The organism is Mycetocola sp. JXN-3 (genome assembly GCF_014522285.1).
Lineage (GTDB): Bacteria > Actinomycetota > Actinomycetes > Actinomycetales > Microbacteriaceae > Mycetocola > Mycetocola saprophilus.
Genome location: NZ_CP041635.1, coordinates 387,607 through 404,500 on the forward strand (window position 1 = coordinate 387,607; position 16,894 = coordinate 404,500).

Here is a 16,894-nt window from a genome sequence, read left to right on the forward strand (position 1 = left end):
CCCTAGTACTGCCGATCGAGGAAGGCGCGCAGATCCGCCAGCTCGGGACCGGAGATCGAGTGGTCCAGGCCCTCATAGATGCGACCGGAAAGGGTGGAGTGATCGGGCAGCCAGTCGGTGGTGCGCGCCACGGCCTCGTCGCTGATCACGGTGTCGGCGCTTCCGCGACCCCAGAACACCGGGGGACGGGTTTCCTGCAGGACCGCGTCTCCGGGCTGGTCTCCGGCCACCACGAACCCCGCGAGGTTCCCGGCGAAGGCGAAGCGCTCGGGGGCACGACGCAGCAGGTGGACGGACATGGCCCCGCCCTGGGAGAACCCGGCGGCGGCGACGCTGGTCGGGGTGAAGGGGAGGGCATCGATCCAGGCGATGATGGCATCCACCGAGGCGTCCAGGCCCGCGGGATCGGGGGCACCGGGGACCGCGAGCGGGAACCAGGACCAGCCATCGATCGGCCAGGGGGCCTGCAGCGGAGCGCGCAGCGAGGCGATCACCGGGGCGTCGGGGAGGTGCGGGACCAGACCGAACAGGTCGGCCTCGTTGGATCCGTAGCCGTGCAGTAGGAGCAGCAGCGGACGTCCGGCGCGCTCCTCCTCGGTAACCGACCAGAGAACGGCATCGGGGTTGATCGCGGGGAGGGACATCGGCGGATCCTTCGGCTCGGGACGTGTGGCTAAACGGGTCACCTCCCAGGTTAGGCTCTTCCACCGACATCCGCACCAGCCGCCGCCTTCGGCCGCGCTCGCTCGAAGCGAACTGCGTTCTATAGGGCCTCGCTTCCGGCGTTGTTGTTCGGTGACCTCGTTGCGATCGCTCGAAGCGAACTGTGTTTTGTGCGGCTCGCTTCCGGCGTCGTTGTTCCTCGACCTCATGGCGCTCGCTCGAAGCGAAATCGATTGGCTCGCTTCCCCCGGCGAATCTTGTAAGAATGAAGCATGAGCGTACGCACCCCGGATCCCGAACCGCTGCCCGATGAGCCGAGCCGTCCGGTGAACCCGGGCTGGCTGAGTGATGTGGAGCTGGAGGAGATCCGGCACCGCCTGCCCCTGCTGTATGTGGAGGCAATCCCCGTGCGCCAGGACGGACTAGGCCAGGTCACCGAGGTGGGCATCCTGCTCCGGGGCACCGCGCTGGGCGCGATCACCCGCACCATCGTCTCGGGTCGGGTGCTCTATGGCGAGACCCTGCGCGAGTCGCTGTTCCGGCACCTGGAAAAAGATCTGGGTCCGATGGCCTTCCCGCTGCTGCCCGCCTCTCCGGTCCCGTTCCACGTGGCCGAATACTTCCCGCTGCCCGGTGTCTCGGCCTTCACCGATGAGCGTCAGCACGCGGTCTCCCTCGCCTACGTGGTCCCGGTGACCGGTACCTGCGAGCCGCGCCAGGACGCCCTGGAAATCACCTGGCTGACCCCCGAGGAGGCCTCGAGTGATGCGCTCGCCGCCGAGATGGAGGGCGGCCGCGGCACCCTGCTGCGTGCGGCACTGGCTTCGGTTGGCGCGCTGCGCTAATCGCCCTCGACGCCGGGAGCACGCCGTTCCCGAGTGAATAAAGGTGGGCCCCATCCGAATTGATCGGATGGGGCCCACCTTTGTCCGTGGGGCCGAAACCCCGTGCGGCCGGAGCCGCTAGTGACTAGTAACCGCTGGGAGCGGAGGCGCGACGCGGACCGTTGCCGCGACCGCGCGAGTTGCCGCCGTCGGAGCTGGTCGAGTACATGGCCGAGGAGCCGCCGCGGGTGTTGCCACCGCGACCGCCACCGGACTCGCCACGACGGGCCTGACCGGCACCGGCACCCTGGCCGCGTCCGCCCTGACCGCGTCCACCCTGGCCGGCACCCTGACCCGAGCGCTGAGCGCCCTGGCCGCGTCCGCCTTCGGTGCGCTGTCCGCCGCGACCGCCCTCGGTGCGCTGGCCGCCCTGGCCGCGTCCACCCTCGGAACGCTGACCGCCCTGGCCACCGCCCTGCTGAGCCTTGCGCTGTCCGCCACCGGGTCGGTCGGCGCGACCCTCGCGGATCGCACGCTTACGCAGCGCGTTGGCACCCTGGCTCTTACCGCCGCCACCCTGCTGCTGAACCGGGGCCAGCGGCGCGGGCTTCACAAACGCGGCAACCGGGCCAACCAGCTCGGTCACGGCGGCCGAGTCGGCATCCACCTGCTGGAAGTCCACGGTGATCGCGGCCTTCTTCATGATCTTCTTGAGGTCATCGGTCTGGCTGGGCAGGCAGATGGTCACCACGTCACCCTCGGTGCCCGCACGCGCGGTACGGCCCGAACGGTGCAGGTAGGCCTTGTGTTCCATGGGCGGGTCGACGTGCACAACCAGCTCGACACCATCCACGTGCACACCACGGGCGGCAACGTCGGTGGCCACCAGGACGCGCACGCCCTCGGGGCCGGTCGAGCCGAATGCGGCCAGGTTGCGGTCACGCTGCGGCTGCGAGAGGTTTCCGTGCAGGTCCACCGCGGGGATACCCTGCGAGGTGAGCTGCTTGGCCAGCTTCTTGGCCTGGTGCTTGGTTCGGGTGAAGAGGATCCGCTTGCTCTGGCCGCTGGCCAGGGTGGTGATCAGGTCCTTCTTACCGTCGAGCGAGGAGATCGAGAAGACGTGGTGGGTCATCGCGGCCACGTGCGAGGTGGCCTCGTCCACCGAGTGCAGAACCTCGTTGTGCAGGAAGCGGCGCACGAGCTTGTCCACACCGTTGTCCAGGGTGGCCGAGAACAGCAGTCGCTGACCGTTTTCTGGGGTGGCCGAGAGCAGACGGGTGACAACCGGGAGGAAGCCGAGGTCGGCCATGTGGTCGGCCTCGTCGATCACGGTGATCTCCACGGCGTCCAGGCGCACGTGGCCCTGCTTCATGAGGTCTTCCAGGCGGCCGGGGCAGGCCACGACGATGTCGACGCCGGCGTTCAGCGCGTTGACCTGACGGGTCTGGTTGATGCCACCGAAGATGGTGGTGGTCTTCAGACCGTAGGCCTCGGCCAGCGGGTTGATGACCGCGGCGATCTGAGTGGCCAGCTCGCGGGTCGGGGCGAGGACCAGACCCAGCGGGCGGCCGGGACGACGGTTGCCGCCGGCCAGCTCGGTGGCCAGGCGGGCAACGAGGGGGATCGAGAAGGCGAGGGTCTTGCCCGAGCCGGTCTTTCCGCGGCCGAGGACGTCGCGTCCGCCGAGGGTGTCGGCCAGGGTGTCCACCTGGATGGGGAAGGCGTTCTCCTTGCCGTCGGCCGCGAGGACCTTAACGAGCGGAGCGGGAACGCCGAGTGAGGCGAAAGTTGTTTCTGACATGCTGGTGCCTTTCGGGCATCACGTCCCCGCGGGCAGCGGCGCAGCCGAGCTTCGGGGCAGGGGTGGCGAAGGCGCAGGTGTGCGCATCCGTTCGCCGTATGAAGTGTCATCGAATCGGCGTGGCCGACGAGAGAGGGAGCGTTCTACGACGCACGTGAGCGTGGGGCGGTGCCCCGAACGAGATCACGAGTGCTTCCAGTCTAGCGCGACCGCTCGCTCACGCCCAATACTCACGGGGAAAGCACATCGGGAGGGGCGGATCGAAAAATCATCCATCGTCCCGCCCTCGGGGGCGAATCGTTGACTCCGGGCGAAACACTCCCCCGAGAGTTTGTCTTCTATGTCGCCCAAATGACGCTTATTTGTCAAATTAACTTGAATGAATGAAAACGAAAGCGTAGAGTCGTTGACATGAGCACGGTGATTGTCACCAAGACGATCGCCGGTTCTGATGGGGCAGCTGCCTCATCTCACACGGCGGTTCCTGTGACGGGGTCGCGACTTCCTCATTACCCGCCTCGGCGGGTGGGTCGCGGTACTAGACGGATGCCACGGGCGTAGAGGCGTCCCGGGTAGCTAGGAAACATGAACCCACGATTTTCGCGAATGGAAGGAGCACAGATGACGACCACACACTACGTAGCCGGCGGTCAGCCGGGATTCCCCTTGAAAAATGCGTCAACCGGTGCCGTCCTTCCCGGGCGACGATCGGTGTGGCCCGGGCGGGTGAGCGCCGAGTGAACGCCGGTGAACTCACCGCCTGGGCGGGGGAGGCAACCATCGCGCAGGCAGTGCTGGTAGCGGGGGCGATCATCGCGGTCGCGACCCTCTGCTGGCGCGTCTGGCCCTGGGTCAAGGGGTTTGTCGCGCTGGTGAGTGCGCTGGGGGACCTTCCCCGGTTCCTCGTGGACACCCGACGTCATGCCCGTGAAACCACCGCGGTCCTGACCGCGGTGAAGGACGAGGTGCTCCCCAACCATGGTGGCAGCATGCGGGACGCGGTGGACCGGGGCGAACGTGCCTCGGCCGAACTCGCGGTCAGACTCGGGGCCGTCGAACAGAAACTGGCCGACCTGGAGGACACACTGACCCGGGACAACACCCGAATCGCGGTGCTCGAGGCGGTTCAGCCGCGCGATGCGCGTGGCCGGTTCATGAAGGAGGAGGGATGAGTATTTTCACCCGAAAGTTCTGGTCCTATGCCGGAGAACGGGCCATCAAAACCATGGCACAGGCGGCCGTTGCCCTGATCGGCACCGGAAGCCTGGGGCTGCTGGAGGTCCAGTGGTGGGGCGTGCTTTCGGCCTCGCTGTTGGCCGGGATCATCTCGATCCTGACCTCGATCAGCACCCCGCAGGTTGAGGATGCACACCTCGATCGGTTCCGGGACTTCCCGCCCGGAACCTAATGCCTCGGAGCGCATCTCGCGTTCCGAGATTCACAAGAAACACATAACGAAAGGAGGAGTGATGGCAAGACTTCCGTTTGCGCGGAGTCAGGTGACCCAGGTTTTTGGGCCGCGTGATTTTCCGCAGGACCCCTTCCACAAGGGGATCGATTTTGGCTCGGGTGTCAGCGTCGGGCTGGCGGTTCCGGTCGCGGCGGCTGGAACCGTTATCGGTTCGGGCCAGAGTGCGGCGATCAACTTTTGGAAAGAGGTTGATCATGGTGGTGGCTGGACTACGCGCTATCACATGTTGGGGTCGTCCGCCGGTCCCGCCGTTGGAGCACGAGTTACCGAGGGGCAGACCATCGGTTTTATCGGTCCCAAGTTTGGCGTGAGCACCGGGGTGCACCTGCACTTCGAGGTTCACAACAAGAACCAGTCTCGACCGAACTACGACACCGCCGTAGATCCGCTGACAAACATCAACAACATCCCCGGACCGACCGGTCCGACCACCCCCAAAATTGGAGAAGACATGCCCAAGATCCTCAAGGTGCCGAACGGTACCATCGCCCTGATTTCCGAGCTCGGCCAGACCGTATACACCAGCGTTTCCGGCGGGCAGGGTTTCAGCATCGGCGCCAACACCAAGGCCTACGGCGAGGTGACCCTCGCGACCGAGGATGAGATGACCACCCTGCTGCGCGAGTCGCGTAACCGCTACTCGCAGCTGGTGGCAGATGTGGCGGCGGCGGTCAAGGCCGCCCGCTAGGCCCATCCGAGCGGGCGCATTCCCCGGATAATTTCCGGGGGCCGGCAGACGGGACCGGGGCACCACGGGGTGCCCCGGTTTTGCCGTGTGCGTCGACGGATCCTTCGGATTCGGACGTGGGCGAGGCGACGCTGGTGCAAAGCACGCAGGCTGGAGTGATGAGCAAAACCAGCGATATGAGCACCCACCCGTCCATCCGCACGCGCGTGGCCCGCGCGCTGCCGATTATGCTGGTCGCCGGATTGGCGCTCGCCGGTTGTGTGGTTCAGGCACCGGCAGCCGTCCCCGCGGGATCCGCGGAAACAAACCCGGCGTCGTCGCAGCGTGCCGGGGCACCGCGGGGTACGACGGTTCCCGCCGGTGAACGTGACGATCGATCGGGGGTCCGCCACGTAGAGCTCCGGGTATCCGGAGACGGCGCGGGCGCGTTGATCAGAGACCTCACGGTATTGGAGAGTGAGGACCGTCGGCATCACGATGACGACGAGCGCGACCGCGAAAACGCCGCCGGCGCCACCGAGCACGCACTCCCCTGGAGCACCGAATTCGACCTCACGCTGGACCCCACTGGCGACTATCAAAAGGTCATCGTCTGGGCCCAGAACACCCCCGGGAACTTCGGGGAGATTCGCTGCGAGATCTATGTGGATGGTGAGCGCAAATCCCACCACGATGAGGATGGCGACGATTCGGTCAGCTGTGATAGGAAGCTCGACCTGGACTAACGACGCGACATTTCGGCGGTCGAGGCCGTGACGCACGGATGCACACCTTGGCCTCGACTAGACTACGTTCGTGCGGCCGGATACGGCCGGGCAGGCGAGGGGCTGCTCAGGGCAGATGCAACATTAATATGGGGGAAACGTGTCACACGTGCAGGCCGGCGATCCGTTAGGCGCGTCGTATCGATTGGTTTCACCGCTCGGTGCGGGGGCTGTGGGTGAGGTCTGGAGGGTGAGCACCACCACCGAGGGCCCCGATCTGGCGGCGAAGGTGCTGCGACCCGAACATGCCCACGATCCGCAGCTGGTTGAACGTTTTATTCGCGAACGCTCGGTGCTGCTGGCGCTGCGTCACCCCAACATCGTTGCCGTGCGCGACCTCGTGGTCGAGGGGGACCGGCTGGCGATCGTGATGGACTTTGTCTCCGGAGGAACCCTCCGAGACCTCCTCGACGAACGCCTCACGCTGCCGCCCGCCGCCGCGCTGCGTCTGGGTGCCGAGATCCTGGATGCGCTCGCCGCCGCGCACACCCAAAACACCGCGCATCGCGATATCAAACCCGATAACGTCCTGCTCTCCGAACACTGGCAGCCCGGTCAGAGCGGAACCGTACGCGTCACCGACTTCGGCATTGCCTCGGTGTTTGAGGAAAAGGTCCGTCACACCACCGGGCTCCTGGGTACCCCTCAGTACATGTCTCCCGAACTCATCAGCCACGGTGAGGCCGGTGCCGCGGCCGACGTATATGCCACCGGAATTCTGCTGTATGAGCTGCTCTCCGGACGCACCCCGTTCGCGGGCCCGGGTACCGACTTCTCGGTGGCTTATCGTCATGTCACCACCCTTCCACCCCGGTTGGAGGTGCCCGATGAGCTCTGGACGATGCTGGAAAAGCTGCTGGTGAAGGAACCTCGGCTGCGCCCCGCCGCCGGGGAGGCGGCCAGCGAACTTCGGCTGCTGGCTACCCGGTTCGAGACGTTGCAGGCGCTCAGCCCCAGCACGGAGCCGTTGGATCCCGGGGAGCTCGCACGCCCGGCGACGATGATCCGTGGGTCGTTGACCAAGCAGGAACTTGCGGCGCTCACCCCCGAATCCGAAACCTTCGCGCCCGCCCCCGATCTGGGAGAGGCCGGATCCCGCACGGTCTTCCGCCCGATGGTACGCGAGCCCCTCCCCGCGCAGGCCACCGAGCCGGACGAGCCGGTGGCGGCCCCGTGGCTGTCCCGGTTCCCGTGGCTGACAAAACGTACCGCGTTGATCGGCGGCGGAGCGCTGGCGCTCAGCGCCGCAATTGTTGCCGGAATCCTGATCTTCCTCCCCGGCGGTCCGGCACCCTCGGAGGCGAAGCCTGCGGCCGGAAACCTTTCGGCCCAGCAGCAAACCCCGCCCCGCCCGTCGGGACTGAGTACCGCCCGCGCGGCCAAATACGATGCGGCCACCGAGGCCGTGACGCTCACCCTGACCTATACCGCTCAAAAGGCGGCGCTCACGGGACCGCTGCTTGAGTCCGTTCCCGGTATCTCCACGAACGGGGCATGCCCGGCGGTCACCTGGGAGGGAGCTACCGCTACCCGGAACCAGCCCAGCGTTTCGGGTATCTCGGCGACGTGTGGGTGGAGCCTGGAGGGCGTGAAGATTCCCGCGCAGGGAAACGTGGAGGTCACCGCGACCATTCCCCTCGCGATGACCGATCAAAAGGCCCTGGATACCTGGTTGGCCTCGGCCGCAACCCAGACCACCACCGCGATCGAGGATCCCGCAAATGGCGGGGCGGCCTTCCCGGTGCAGCGCCTGGTAAATATCGCCGTTCAAACGCCTCCGCGGATCGTTGGGCAGAGCGCGCTGCCGGTGACCCTGGTGCCGATCTGGGCCGGTGGGCCGGATCCGCTGAACCCGGTGTACACCAGCCCGGCAACCGGTCCCGCCTCCGCGCTGCTGGAGAGTATCGCCGGCGGGGAATCGGGTGTGCGGCTGGCAGATGGCTGCGCCGGAGGGTTGGCGGTGTCCAGCGATGGGCTGGTGGCCACCGCACTGGCGGTGGCCCCCAGCTGTGTCCTGCGGGCGAGCGTGGGAAACTTCACCGACCTCGCGAGTGATCCCTTTAGTATCACCACCCGCGAGTAGTCGGTGGGGCCTAGACGGTGAGGGTGTTGGGGCTCATCGTCTGGGCAAACGCGGCGGTTCCTCCCACACAGACATATCCGCGACCAACCGTGGCCGCGACCGGTGAACGTCGCGGGAGAGTGACGCCGAGCAGTTCGCCGTCATAGTCGACATCGGGCTGCAACAGCACGCCACACCGGGACTTGCGCAACACCTTGGTCCAGTGACCGTAGAGACTGCGGAGGTCGGCCGAGCGTCCGGACGCGATCACACACAGTTGTGACCGTCCCGAGCCCAGCAGGTTGGTGATCGACTGGTCGGTGTCTTCGAAGCGTTCGGCGTCATCGATGAGCAGGACCACCGGACCACGCTCCAGGCGCAGCGACGCGATCAGCGCCGCCACCTCCTCGGATCCCACGGCGATGCGATCCAGGTTGGCATCCACCAGGGGGGAGCGGCGGTCGGCGATTCCCCAGACGGCCACCGGGGTGGTCTGCGCCTGCGACCGCAGCGAATCGGCGATTGCCCGGAGGAGCGTGGATTTACCCGAGCGTGCGGGGCCGGCAATGAGCACGTGCTCGCCGTCATAAATCTCGAGGGTTGCCGGGGCGAGGTCACTCTCCCGCAGCCCCACCGGAATCATCCATGGGTCGGCGGAGAGGTTGGCGGCGGCGGGAACCTCGGCCACGGTGATGTCGGCGGGCAAGCTACCGATCACCGGGGTCTTGGCGGCGGCCTCGGGCCAGCGTGCCGAGACGCTTGCGACGGCCTGGATCAGGTCGCCGTCGGGGGTGGCAACATGCATCTGTCGCAGGCCAACCGTGGTGACGCAGCGTCCGGCGATTGCCGCGGGCATGTCCTGTCCGCGCACCCCGAGGGATGAGTAGTCGTAGGGGTCCGCCAGGCGGAACAGCCACTTCTGGGTGGTTACCTCATCCATCGCCGAGGGAATCGCCTTGGCACGTGTGGTGGAGATCGCAAACCACAGTCCCAGGGCCGGACCGTCGGCGTATGCGCGATAGAGGGCGTCCATCAGCGCGAGCCCGTCATAGTCCTGGAACTCGTCGCGCAGCGTGGCCAGCCCATCGATCAGCACGATCATCGGTCGGCGATGCCCGGGGTCCGCGCGGCGGCGATCGAGTTCGGTGCGCAGGAAGCGCAGGAAGCGCGCCTGCTGCTCGGAGGCACCCGCACCGGTTCCCACATAGGCGGCGGTATGCGGGAGATCGGCCAGCGGGGCAAGCGAGCGTGAGCCCACATCCAGGACCAGGAGGTCGAGTTCGTCGGGACCGTAGGCGGCGGCGAGGGTCAGCGCGATGCTTGACAGGGTGGTGCTGGTACCGCTTCCGGCGATGCCCAGGAGCATCAGGTTGCCCTGGGCGAGATCCCATCCGGCCGGGCTCTGACGTTGCAGCTCGGGCTCGTCCGAGAGCGCCATCAGCACCCGTGAACCCTCGATTGCACCCACCGAAACGGGGGCGGCCTCCGCACCATCGACGGCGAATCCGGAAAGCGAGACGCGTGCGCCAAGGGCCTCGGGCCACACCGGTCGGGGTGCGGCATATCCGGCGTCCGCGTGTGCGCCCAGGATCGCATCAATCATCAGATCCAGGTCGCTGTCATCGGAGCTGGCGCTCGCCGGCGGCTTCGGCCGGGCCACCGGCATCCCCAGTGGTCCGGTTTCACGCAGCTCGAGCGTCGCCCGATCGGTGAGCGGGGCACGGCCGGTGACCAGGGCGGTCTGAACCGGGGTGATATCGTCCTGGCCGAGCTTGATAAACGCCCGACCGGTCTGGGCTCGGCCGATACCCGCCGCCGAGGGCACACCGATGACGTTGCTGGAATCCTCGCGGCTCTGCACACGCAGCGCTACTCGGAGGTTGGTGTTGGCCAGAATATCGTCGTTCACCACGCCGGCCGGACGCTGGGTGGCCAGGATCATGTGCACACCCAGGGTTCGACCCACCGCGCCCACACTCACCAGGGAGGACAGCACATCGGGGAAGTCCTTGGCGAGCATCGCGAACTCATCCACCACCAGAAGCAGGCGTGGCATGGGCTCGCTGGGATTGGTTGCCAGGTAGGCGTCGAGGTTATCCACGTCCTCGCCGGCGGCGGCAAAGATCCGCTGACGCCGCTGCATCTCGGCCTCGAGCGAGCGCAGCGCCCGGTCGGCGAGCTGCTCATCGAGGTTGCTGATCGTACCGATGGTGTGGGGGAGCCGCTCACAGGCGGCGAACGCCGCGCCGCCCTTGAAGTCGATCAGGATGAAGTTCAGGCGGGTGGGATCGTTGCGTGCTGCCAGCCCCGCCACCAGGGAGCGAAGGAACTCACTCTTACCGGAACCGGTGGTACCGCCCACCAGGCCGTGGGGGCCATCGCCCACCAGGTCGAGGGACATGACGCCGCTCTCGCCCGCACCGATCGGGGTGGAAAAACCGGTGGAGGTTGTCCACAGCCGGCGAATATCGGCGGCTTCGGGGGTGCCGAGACCCAGCAGCTCGGGCAGGCGTACCAGCCCGGGAAGGGACGCCCCGGGAATGCTGAGTTCCGGATCCTCCAGGCGGGCCAGATCCATCGCGCAGCGACGTGCACGGTCCACGGTCAGACCGGCCAACACGGCCTCCTCTACCCGGTCCAGGCTTTCGGGCTCGTGAACGGTGATGGCCGCATCGGCACCCACGGTCACCACGCTGGTGCAGGCCGCGGGGAGCTGATCCTCGGTGGATGCGATGACGATTCCGGACACCGCAACCCGCTGCCGGGTTGCCTGCAGGCTCGAACCCTCGGTGGGCCGGCCGTGGCCCAGGAGGCTGCGGGCCGGGGCGTCGCGTCCCTCGGTCAGGACATCGGAATCGAGGACCAGGAGCAGCCCCGGGGTTGGATGCTCATCGATGCCTTCGCGCAGTCCACGAAGCAGCGCGATACTGCGCTGACGGTCGTCGGAAAGCCAGCGCTCGCCGGTGCTGGACCCCAGCCGTCGGGTGTGGGGGAGCCAGGAGGCCCACTCCCATTCGTCCCGGCGACCGGCATCAAAGAAGAACCCGATGCTGAGATCCGCGGGTCCACAGTGAACACTCGCCTGGGCGACCAGGCTGCGGGCGAGGGCCAGCGCACCGGCGCGCTCGCCGACGATACCCACCACCCCGCCGGCGGTGAGGTCCACCTGAATCGGCGCGGATCGGATCACATTGGTATCGATGGCGTCCCGGACGCGCTGGTCCAGCTTGGTGCTGGTGTTGTCATCGGTGGGCGGTGCCCAGGGGAGGTCTCCGGTTCCCAGCGACAGGGTCAGAAAATCATCGGTTCCCGCGCGTCGTTGCCACAGCGTGGTGAGCGGTGCCGCGGCACGGCGCAGAACCGCGGCCGGGTCGGGGTTGATGTCGTGGCGACGGGCGCTTTCGCTGCGCCCGGCCACACGCATGTCCTCGCTGAAATCGACGACCGCCTGCTCGAACCGGGCGTCTTCTGCCTTGAGGTTGCGGGCTCGACGCTGTTTCTGCTCAAACCAGGTACCCACACCCAGAATCGGGCTCAGCGCGGCAAACATGGCAAAGCGAGCGTCACCCAGCACCGCCACCATGACACCGGCCAGGACCAGGGGAATCAGGACCGAGAGCAGGTTGAATTTCGCCGCTTCTGGCACGTCCTTGACGGTGGGGACGGCGAGGGGTTCGGGCCCCTGGGGCGTCCCGAGCCGCGGCGGCCGGTTGAAGGGAACGGTTCCGGCCGCGGTCACATTATTCAGGGACCCGGGTTCCGGCGCTCGGGACTCGAGGAGCTGCGGTTGGAGGAACAAGCTGGTGCCACCCACCAGCACCGTGGTCGGCTGGGTGATCGCCACACCCTCGGCGTCCACCTTGACCCCCTCGACGAAGGTACCGTTGGTGGACCCGGAGTCTCGGACCCGCAGGCCGGACTCCTCCCGCTCGATGGTGCAGTGTTCCCAGGACGCACTCTCGGTACCGAGATACAGGTCGGCGCCGGGGGAGCGGCCCACGATGAGCGGACGGTTGCCGGGGACCTCGATGGTGCTACCGGAATCGAGGCCCCCGGAAAGGCTGACACTCCAACGCTGGAGGGAGGACGGACGAGCCCGCGGAACCACCGCGATCGTGCTGCCCTCCAGGAGGGTAACCTCACCGAGTGGGGTGTCGGCCTGCACGGCCACATCATCTACGTAGAGCAGGCTCGCCGGAGCCGGGGTGGTAGCCCCGGCCGCGGTGATGAGCTGAGCCAGCGTCGTCTCGCTGGAGTAACGGTCAATTTCTCGATCGAGGTGTTGGCCATCCAACAGAATGAGGACGCGCATGGCGCACTCCTTTCGGGTTCAGGGGGTGCGGACGAAGCGGTCGGCTAGTGGGAGGTGAGCGGGTACCACACGGTTGCGACCGCGCCGTCGACGCTGGGGCGAAGCCCCAAGTCATCGGTGGACGCGTGCAGACCGGTGACGCTGCCGGTGAAGGCGGCGGGCTTCTCGAAGTCAAGCGTGGGGCCGGCGATACCCTCGGCCGCACCGAGCTTCAGGGTACGCAGCGCCTCGGCCACCTTGGCCGGTTCGACGCTGCCGGCCTTTTCGATCGCGCGCACCAGGGCGATGACCGCATCGTGGCTGCGCGAGTCGGCCGCCGCGGCGACGGCGCTGAACGGCTGGTCTCCGGTGAGGTTTTGGGCGGAACCATCCGCGGCCAAGACGCGAACTCCGGCCAGGAAGGCGGACATCGACCGCCCCGCTGCGCCGCGGTCCAGGGCGACGGCATCGCCGGTGTTCGCACCCACGGTGAGCAGACGTCCGGTGACGGTACCGTCCGCGGTGCGCAGCGCGGCGGGGAAGGCTGGGCTTGTGGCACCGGGGGACAGGACCAGAGGCAGGCTAATGTTGGCGGCCTGAATGGCCCGCACAATCTGAGCCTGCTGGGCCGGCGGTGCGTTAATGATGACGGCATCCGCGGGGTTTTCCACCGGTGCGGGGGTGGGTTCTCCCTCGGCTACAACGGTGGGGGCCATGCCCGCACGCAACGCGATATCGGCGGCGAGCACCGTGGTATCGGTATCGGGAGCGATATAGATGTTGTCCACGTGTGAGACCTTGTTCAGCGGCGAGCCTTCGGCACTGATCAGCAGCGGCCGCTTGGCCTTGCCGGCGGCCGCGTTGATCGCGTTCACAAACTCGGCGTTATCCGGCCCGGTACGCCAGGTGAGGCCCACCGTGGTGATGGGGTCCGAGGAGTAGGGCAGCAGCGTGGGAATCCCCGCGGAGCGAGCGGCGTCCACACCGGCCCGCGTGTGGACCCCGGCGGAGGCAAAGACGATGCCCGCGACCGAGTCCTTGGCGAGCTGCGCGACCGCGTCGCGTGCGCCCTCGGTCGTGCCCTTATCGTTGACGGTGATCAGCTTGATCTTGGTGCCGCCCAGCTGGAGTCGGCGTTCGGCAACCGCGGCACCCTGCGCGGCGGTTTGCCATTCGGCCCCGCCCACCGGGTTTGCACCCAGGGTCACAATCACGCCAATCGGGGCATCCTGGGGAACGCCGGAGACCTTGAGGGCTACCGGCACCGTCGCGGCAACCGCCGCGTCCTCGGAACCGTGATTCGCGTTCACCGCCCAGACGATGCCCGCGCTTCCGGCGAGCACAACGGCAACGGCTCCGGCAATCAGGGTGAGTCGGGTTGAGCGCTTCACTTTGCGGCCTCGATTCGGAATCCATACAGCGACTGTGAACTGGCACCGGCGGGCACCTTGTCACCGAGCACCGGAAGCTTGGCGGTCGCCGCGATGGACGCCTTGAACTGTGCCTGACGAAGCAGAATCCCCGCCACATCCTCCGAGCGGATATTCGCGTATCCCTGTGCGTTTTGGGTGGCGAGGGCGAGCTGATAGTCGGCCGTTCCCGCCTTGGCGGCACTGGTCGACATCGAGCCGAGCAGGCCCGAACCATTTACCTGGCGGTCACCAAGATCCAGCATGACCTTGTTGAGGTCAGCGCCCAGCAGGGTCGCGGCACCCTCAACATCCCGGGTGGAGGCACCGGTGCTGCGCGCGATGGTTTCCAATGAGGCCGCGGTCTGGGCACTCAGCGCACCCACGAGGGCCTCCGACTGCTGTGAAAGCTGCGCGCGCTGCTTATCCACGGTGGTGCGGGCGTTCTTGGCGACGCTGTCGGCCGTGGTATCAAGGCCCACCACCGAGCGGTTGAAGGCGGCAACGATGCCCTCGATGCCCTGCTTGCCCTGGTCGTGAATCACCCGAACCTGGTTGTTGATCAGCTCGTCCACCCTGTCCGAGGTGTCGTTTGCGGCACCCTCGAATGCGTTTTTGATTTTCTCGGCCAGCTCACTCTGCTGGGTTTCCAGCTCCGACAGGCTGGTGGTGAGCTGATTATTGGTGTCACTGGTTTCGGTGAGAGAGTCGCGCAGCGCGGATACGGCACCGCCGAGGGACCCGTTTCCGCTGTTCAGTGCGGTCTTGACCGCGGCCACATGATCAAGCACCTCGGTGAGCCGGGCACGGGTGGCGGACAGTGCCTTGCCCAGTCCGCTATCGGTGGTGGTGGCATCGGTGAGATCGCTCACCTGGGTCCAGGTGTCATTCTGCTCAAGCAAGCGTGTGGCCAGCGCGCCGGAGTATCCGGCGGGCGGGGTCAGCGGTGGCAGCGGGTCGGTGGCGGTGGGATCCGGGCAGGCATCAACGGTGAGGTAGGCGCGCAGCTCCTCAACCTGATCGCGGGGAAGGGAGTCGTTGGTGATCAGCGTGCACAGCGCCGCGGAGAGCTCCGAGGTCTGCCGGAGCATCGACCCCGCCTGAGTCTCGCTTCCGATCTCGTTCCGGGCCTGATTGGCCAGATTGTGCACATCGGCGATGCCGGTGGACACGGAGTCCAGTGCGGTCTTGGTGTCGTTCACCGAGGTCTCCAGCGTCGATAGTGCGTCCGCGACGGCTTCGCTGTTGGTGGTGCCGGTGAGGGCATCAACCTGAACCAGCAGGTTTGCCAGTCCCGTGGTTACCGCGTTCTGGTGCTGACGTGCGCCGGCCAGAATCTCGGGCTGCAGCTCGGCGATCAGGCCATCGCCCTGGCGAACCAGGTCAATCAGCGAGCCGGTGACGGTGACGCTCGCGGCAAACAGCGCACAGGTCATCGAGGGCGCATCAACGGAGCAGGTTTCGACGCTGGGGGTGGCGGGTCCGATGCTGCGCTGCAGCTCGGTAGCCACCTCATCGCGGCAGCTTGCGCTGGCCGACGCATAGCCGTCGAGCTGGGCGGAGATCAGGGCCAGGCTGGAGTACACGTTGCTGGCTTCGCCGGGCGGTGCCACCACGACCGAGCAACCCGTGCCGGTAAGAATGGGCGAAGGCGGGGCCGACGAGGTATCGCCGAGCATGGTCTCCATCGAGTTCACCGTCTGTGCGAGCTGCTGGGTTGTGGTCTGGGCGGTGCCGGTGACGGTCGAATCAAGGTCGGTCTTGAGCGATCCCAGCTGGTCGGAGAGCCCCGAGAGGGTCTGCGCCAGGTTGGCCGAACTCTCCCGCAGCTGCTCCGCGGTGCGCGTACCCAGGGTCGTGGCGGTCGCGGTGAGGTTGGTGTTGACCTCGGTGATCGTGGTGCCGGCTTTGGCCAGGACGTCCGTCACTTCCGAGACCAATCCGATGGTGCGTCGTTGCAGGGCAAGTTCGGAGGTGGCACCCGAGGAGAAGGCGGAGTTCAGAACCCCGTCCAGGGAAAGATCGGTGGAGAGCCCCGGTTGCACGGCGAGGTCAATGCTCGGCACGGTGAAATCGGACACGTTGGCGACCAGACGCAGGGTCTTCGAGGCCCCCGAGAGCGGGGGAGCGAGCAGGGAGGCCCACTGAATCACCGTTTTACCGGTGCCATCGGTACCGATGACGCCGTTGGTGCCGGTGTTCTGATCAACCACGACGTCGCTTGGTGCGACATCCGAGAGGACACTTGATGCCGCGATGGTCAGCGGTGCCCCCACCAGGGCCGGTTCGGTACGCGCCTGACCGGCCGCATCGAAGGTGATGTTTTGCGGGCCCACCGTCAGGTTTTCGACGGTCACGTTGATGGCGACTCGACCCGTGTATCCCTTGAGGTCGGCCAGGTTTGTACCGGTCTTCTTCTCGGTGGTGTACTGCGTGGTGATCCGCACCGGGAGGTCATTCACCACGTCGGACGGTGCCAGATCGCGGGAGTCGCTCGAGGTTGTTCCCGCGGCATCATCCACCGAAATGGTGGTGTGCTTGACCGCGGTGACCGCGCCGTCACTGGCGAGCGAAACGTTGACCGCGTTGAGAACGCGGGACGTGGCGTCGACCTTGGTAGGGGTCGCGAAACATGCGGTGGTGAGCGCGGTCGCCGCGATGACGGCGGTCAGTCCGAGACTCCGGCGAAGCCAGAGTCGTTGTGGGTGCACCCGCCCGTGCACGCGCTGAGTACCGACGCTTTTGGACACGAAAAATCCCCCTTTTCGAGGCCCGCGATTCCCCCGTGGAATCCGCACAGTTGGCGGAGCACTGCGGGCCGATTGGTAATCCTACCTCGAATTCGCCGCGCCGGTGATATCTAGCATTCGTTGAGGGTACCGAGCACTTGCTATGGGTTTTTCGATGTTACGCTTATCCGG

At 66.8% G+C, this 16,894-nt stretch carries 11 protein-coding genes; 6 read left to right on the top strand and 5 right to left on the bottom strand.

The features are described from left to right. Positions 1-2: 2 nt before the first annotated feature. On the bottom strand, positions 3-644 hold the full coding sequence (locus C7C57_RS01870) for an alpha/beta hydrolase (protein ID WP_187977389.1): 642 nt from the start codon (positions 642-644) through the stop codon (positions 3-5). 291 nt (positions 645-935) lie between these two features. Between C7C57_RS01870 and C7C57_RS01875 the strand changes: the two genes are divergently transcribed. After that, positions 936-1,508 (top strand): NUDIX hydrolase family protein, encoded by a 573-nt coding sequence (locus C7C57_RS01875; RefSeq protein ID WP_030147952.1) that lies wholly within the window; start codon positions 936-938, stop codon positions 1,506-1,508. 124 nt (positions 1,509-1,632) lie between these two features. On the opposite strand, the gene C7C57_RS01880 is transcribed toward C7C57_RS01875, so the two are convergent. Further along, positions 1,633-3,288 carry a DEAD/DEAH box helicase gene (locus tag C7C57_RS01880; RefSeq protein ID WP_187977390.1) on the bottom strand — a complete coding sequence of 552 codons (1,656 nt, stop codon included), beginning with the start codon at positions 3,286-3,288 and terminating at the stop codon, positions 1,633-1,635. A 737-nt stretch (positions 3,289-4,025) separates the two neighbouring features. Here C7C57_RS01880 and C7C57_RS01885 point away from each other — a divergent pair. From C7C57_RS01885 to C7C57_RS01905, 5 genes are all read left to right on the top strand, one after another. After that, entirely contained in the window at positions 4,026-4,460 is a 435-nt protein-coding gene (locus C7C57_RS01885) for a hypothetical protein (protein ID WP_030147954.1), read from the top strand. After that, entirely contained in the window at positions 4,457-4,696 is a 240-nt protein-coding gene (locus C7C57_RS01890; RefSeq protein ID WP_187977391.1) for a holin, read from the top strand. Before C7C57_RS01885 ends, C7C57_RS01890 begins: the two co-directional genes overlap by 4 nt. Before the next feature lie 61 nt (positions 4,697-4,757). After that, complete coding sequence (locus tag C7C57_RS01895) at positions 4,758-5,447, top strand: M23 family metallopeptidase (RefSeq protein ID WP_187977392.1); 690 nt, start codon at positions 4,758-4,760, stop codon at positions 5,445-5,447. Positions 5,448-5,605: 158 nt separating this feature from the next. Beyond that, entirely contained in the window at positions 5,606-6,172 is a 567-nt protein-coding gene (locus tag C7C57_RS01900; protein WP_187977393.1) for a hypothetical protein, read from the top strand. Positions 6,173-6,320: 148 nt separating this feature from the next. Then, positions 6,321-8,294, top strand: a complete 1,974-nt coding sequence (locus C7C57_RS01905; RefSeq protein WP_255505847.1) for a serine/threonine-protein kinase — start codon at positions 6,321-6,323, stop codon at positions 8,292-8,294. A 10-nt stretch (positions 8,295-8,304) separates the two neighbouring features. Here C7C57_RS01905 and C7C57_RS01910 read toward each other — a convergent pair whose 3' ends face one another. Genes C7C57_RS01910 through C7C57_RS01920 form a run of 3 tightly spaced genes read right to left on the bottom strand, consistent with a single transcriptional unit; the run spans position 8,305 to position 16,723 of the window. Further along, positions 8,305-12,585, bottom strand: coding sequence for an FtsK/SpoIIIE domain-containing protein (locus tag C7C57_RS01910; protein WP_187977395.1), 4,281 nt, complete (start codon positions 12,583-12,585; stop codon positions 8,305-8,307). A gap of 44 nt (positions 12,586-12,629) precedes the next feature. Beyond that, a complete protein-coding gene (locus tag C7C57_RS01915; protein ID WP_187977396.1) occupies positions 12,630-13,955 on the bottom strand; it encodes an ABC transporter substrate-binding protein in 1,326 nt (441 codons plus the stop codon). Continuing rightward, on the bottom strand, positions 13,952-16,723 hold the full coding sequence (locus C7C57_RS01920) for a hypothetical protein (protein WP_187977397.1): 2,772 nt from the start codon (positions 16,721-16,723) through the stop codon (positions 13,952-13,954). Before C7C57_RS01920 ends, C7C57_RS01915 begins: the two co-directional genes overlap by 4 nt. Positions 16,724-16,894 lie beyond the last annotated feature (171 nt).

Coding starts and splice junctions, on each gene's coding strand:
- C7C57_RS01870 (WP_187977389.1), bottom strand. CDS start 644: ATGTCCCTCCCCGCGATCAACCCCGATGCCGTTCTCTGGTCGGTTACC.
- C7C57_RS01900 (WP_187977393.1), top strand. CDS start 5,606: ATGAGCAAAACCAGCGATATGAGCACCCACCCGTCCATCCGCACGCGC.
- C7C57_RS01890 (WP_187977391.1), top strand. CDS start 4,457: ATGAGTATTTTCACCCGAAAGTTCTGGTCCTATGCCGGAGAACGGGCC.
- C7C57_RS01875 (WP_030147952.1), top strand. CDS start 936: ATGAGCGTACGCACCCCGGATCCCGAACCGCTGCCCGATGAGCCGAGC.
- C7C57_RS01880 (WP_187977390.1), bottom strand. CDS start 3,288: ATGTCAGAAACAACTTTCGCCTCACTCGGCGTTCCCGCTCCGCTCGTT.
- C7C57_RS01910 (WP_187977395.1), bottom strand. CDS start 12,585: ATGCGCGTCCTCATTCTGTTGGATGGCCAACACCTCGATCGAGAAATT.
- C7C57_RS01895 (WP_187977392.1), top strand. CDS start 4,758: ATGGCAAGACTTCCGTTTGCGCGGAGTCAGGTGACCCAGGTTTTTGGG.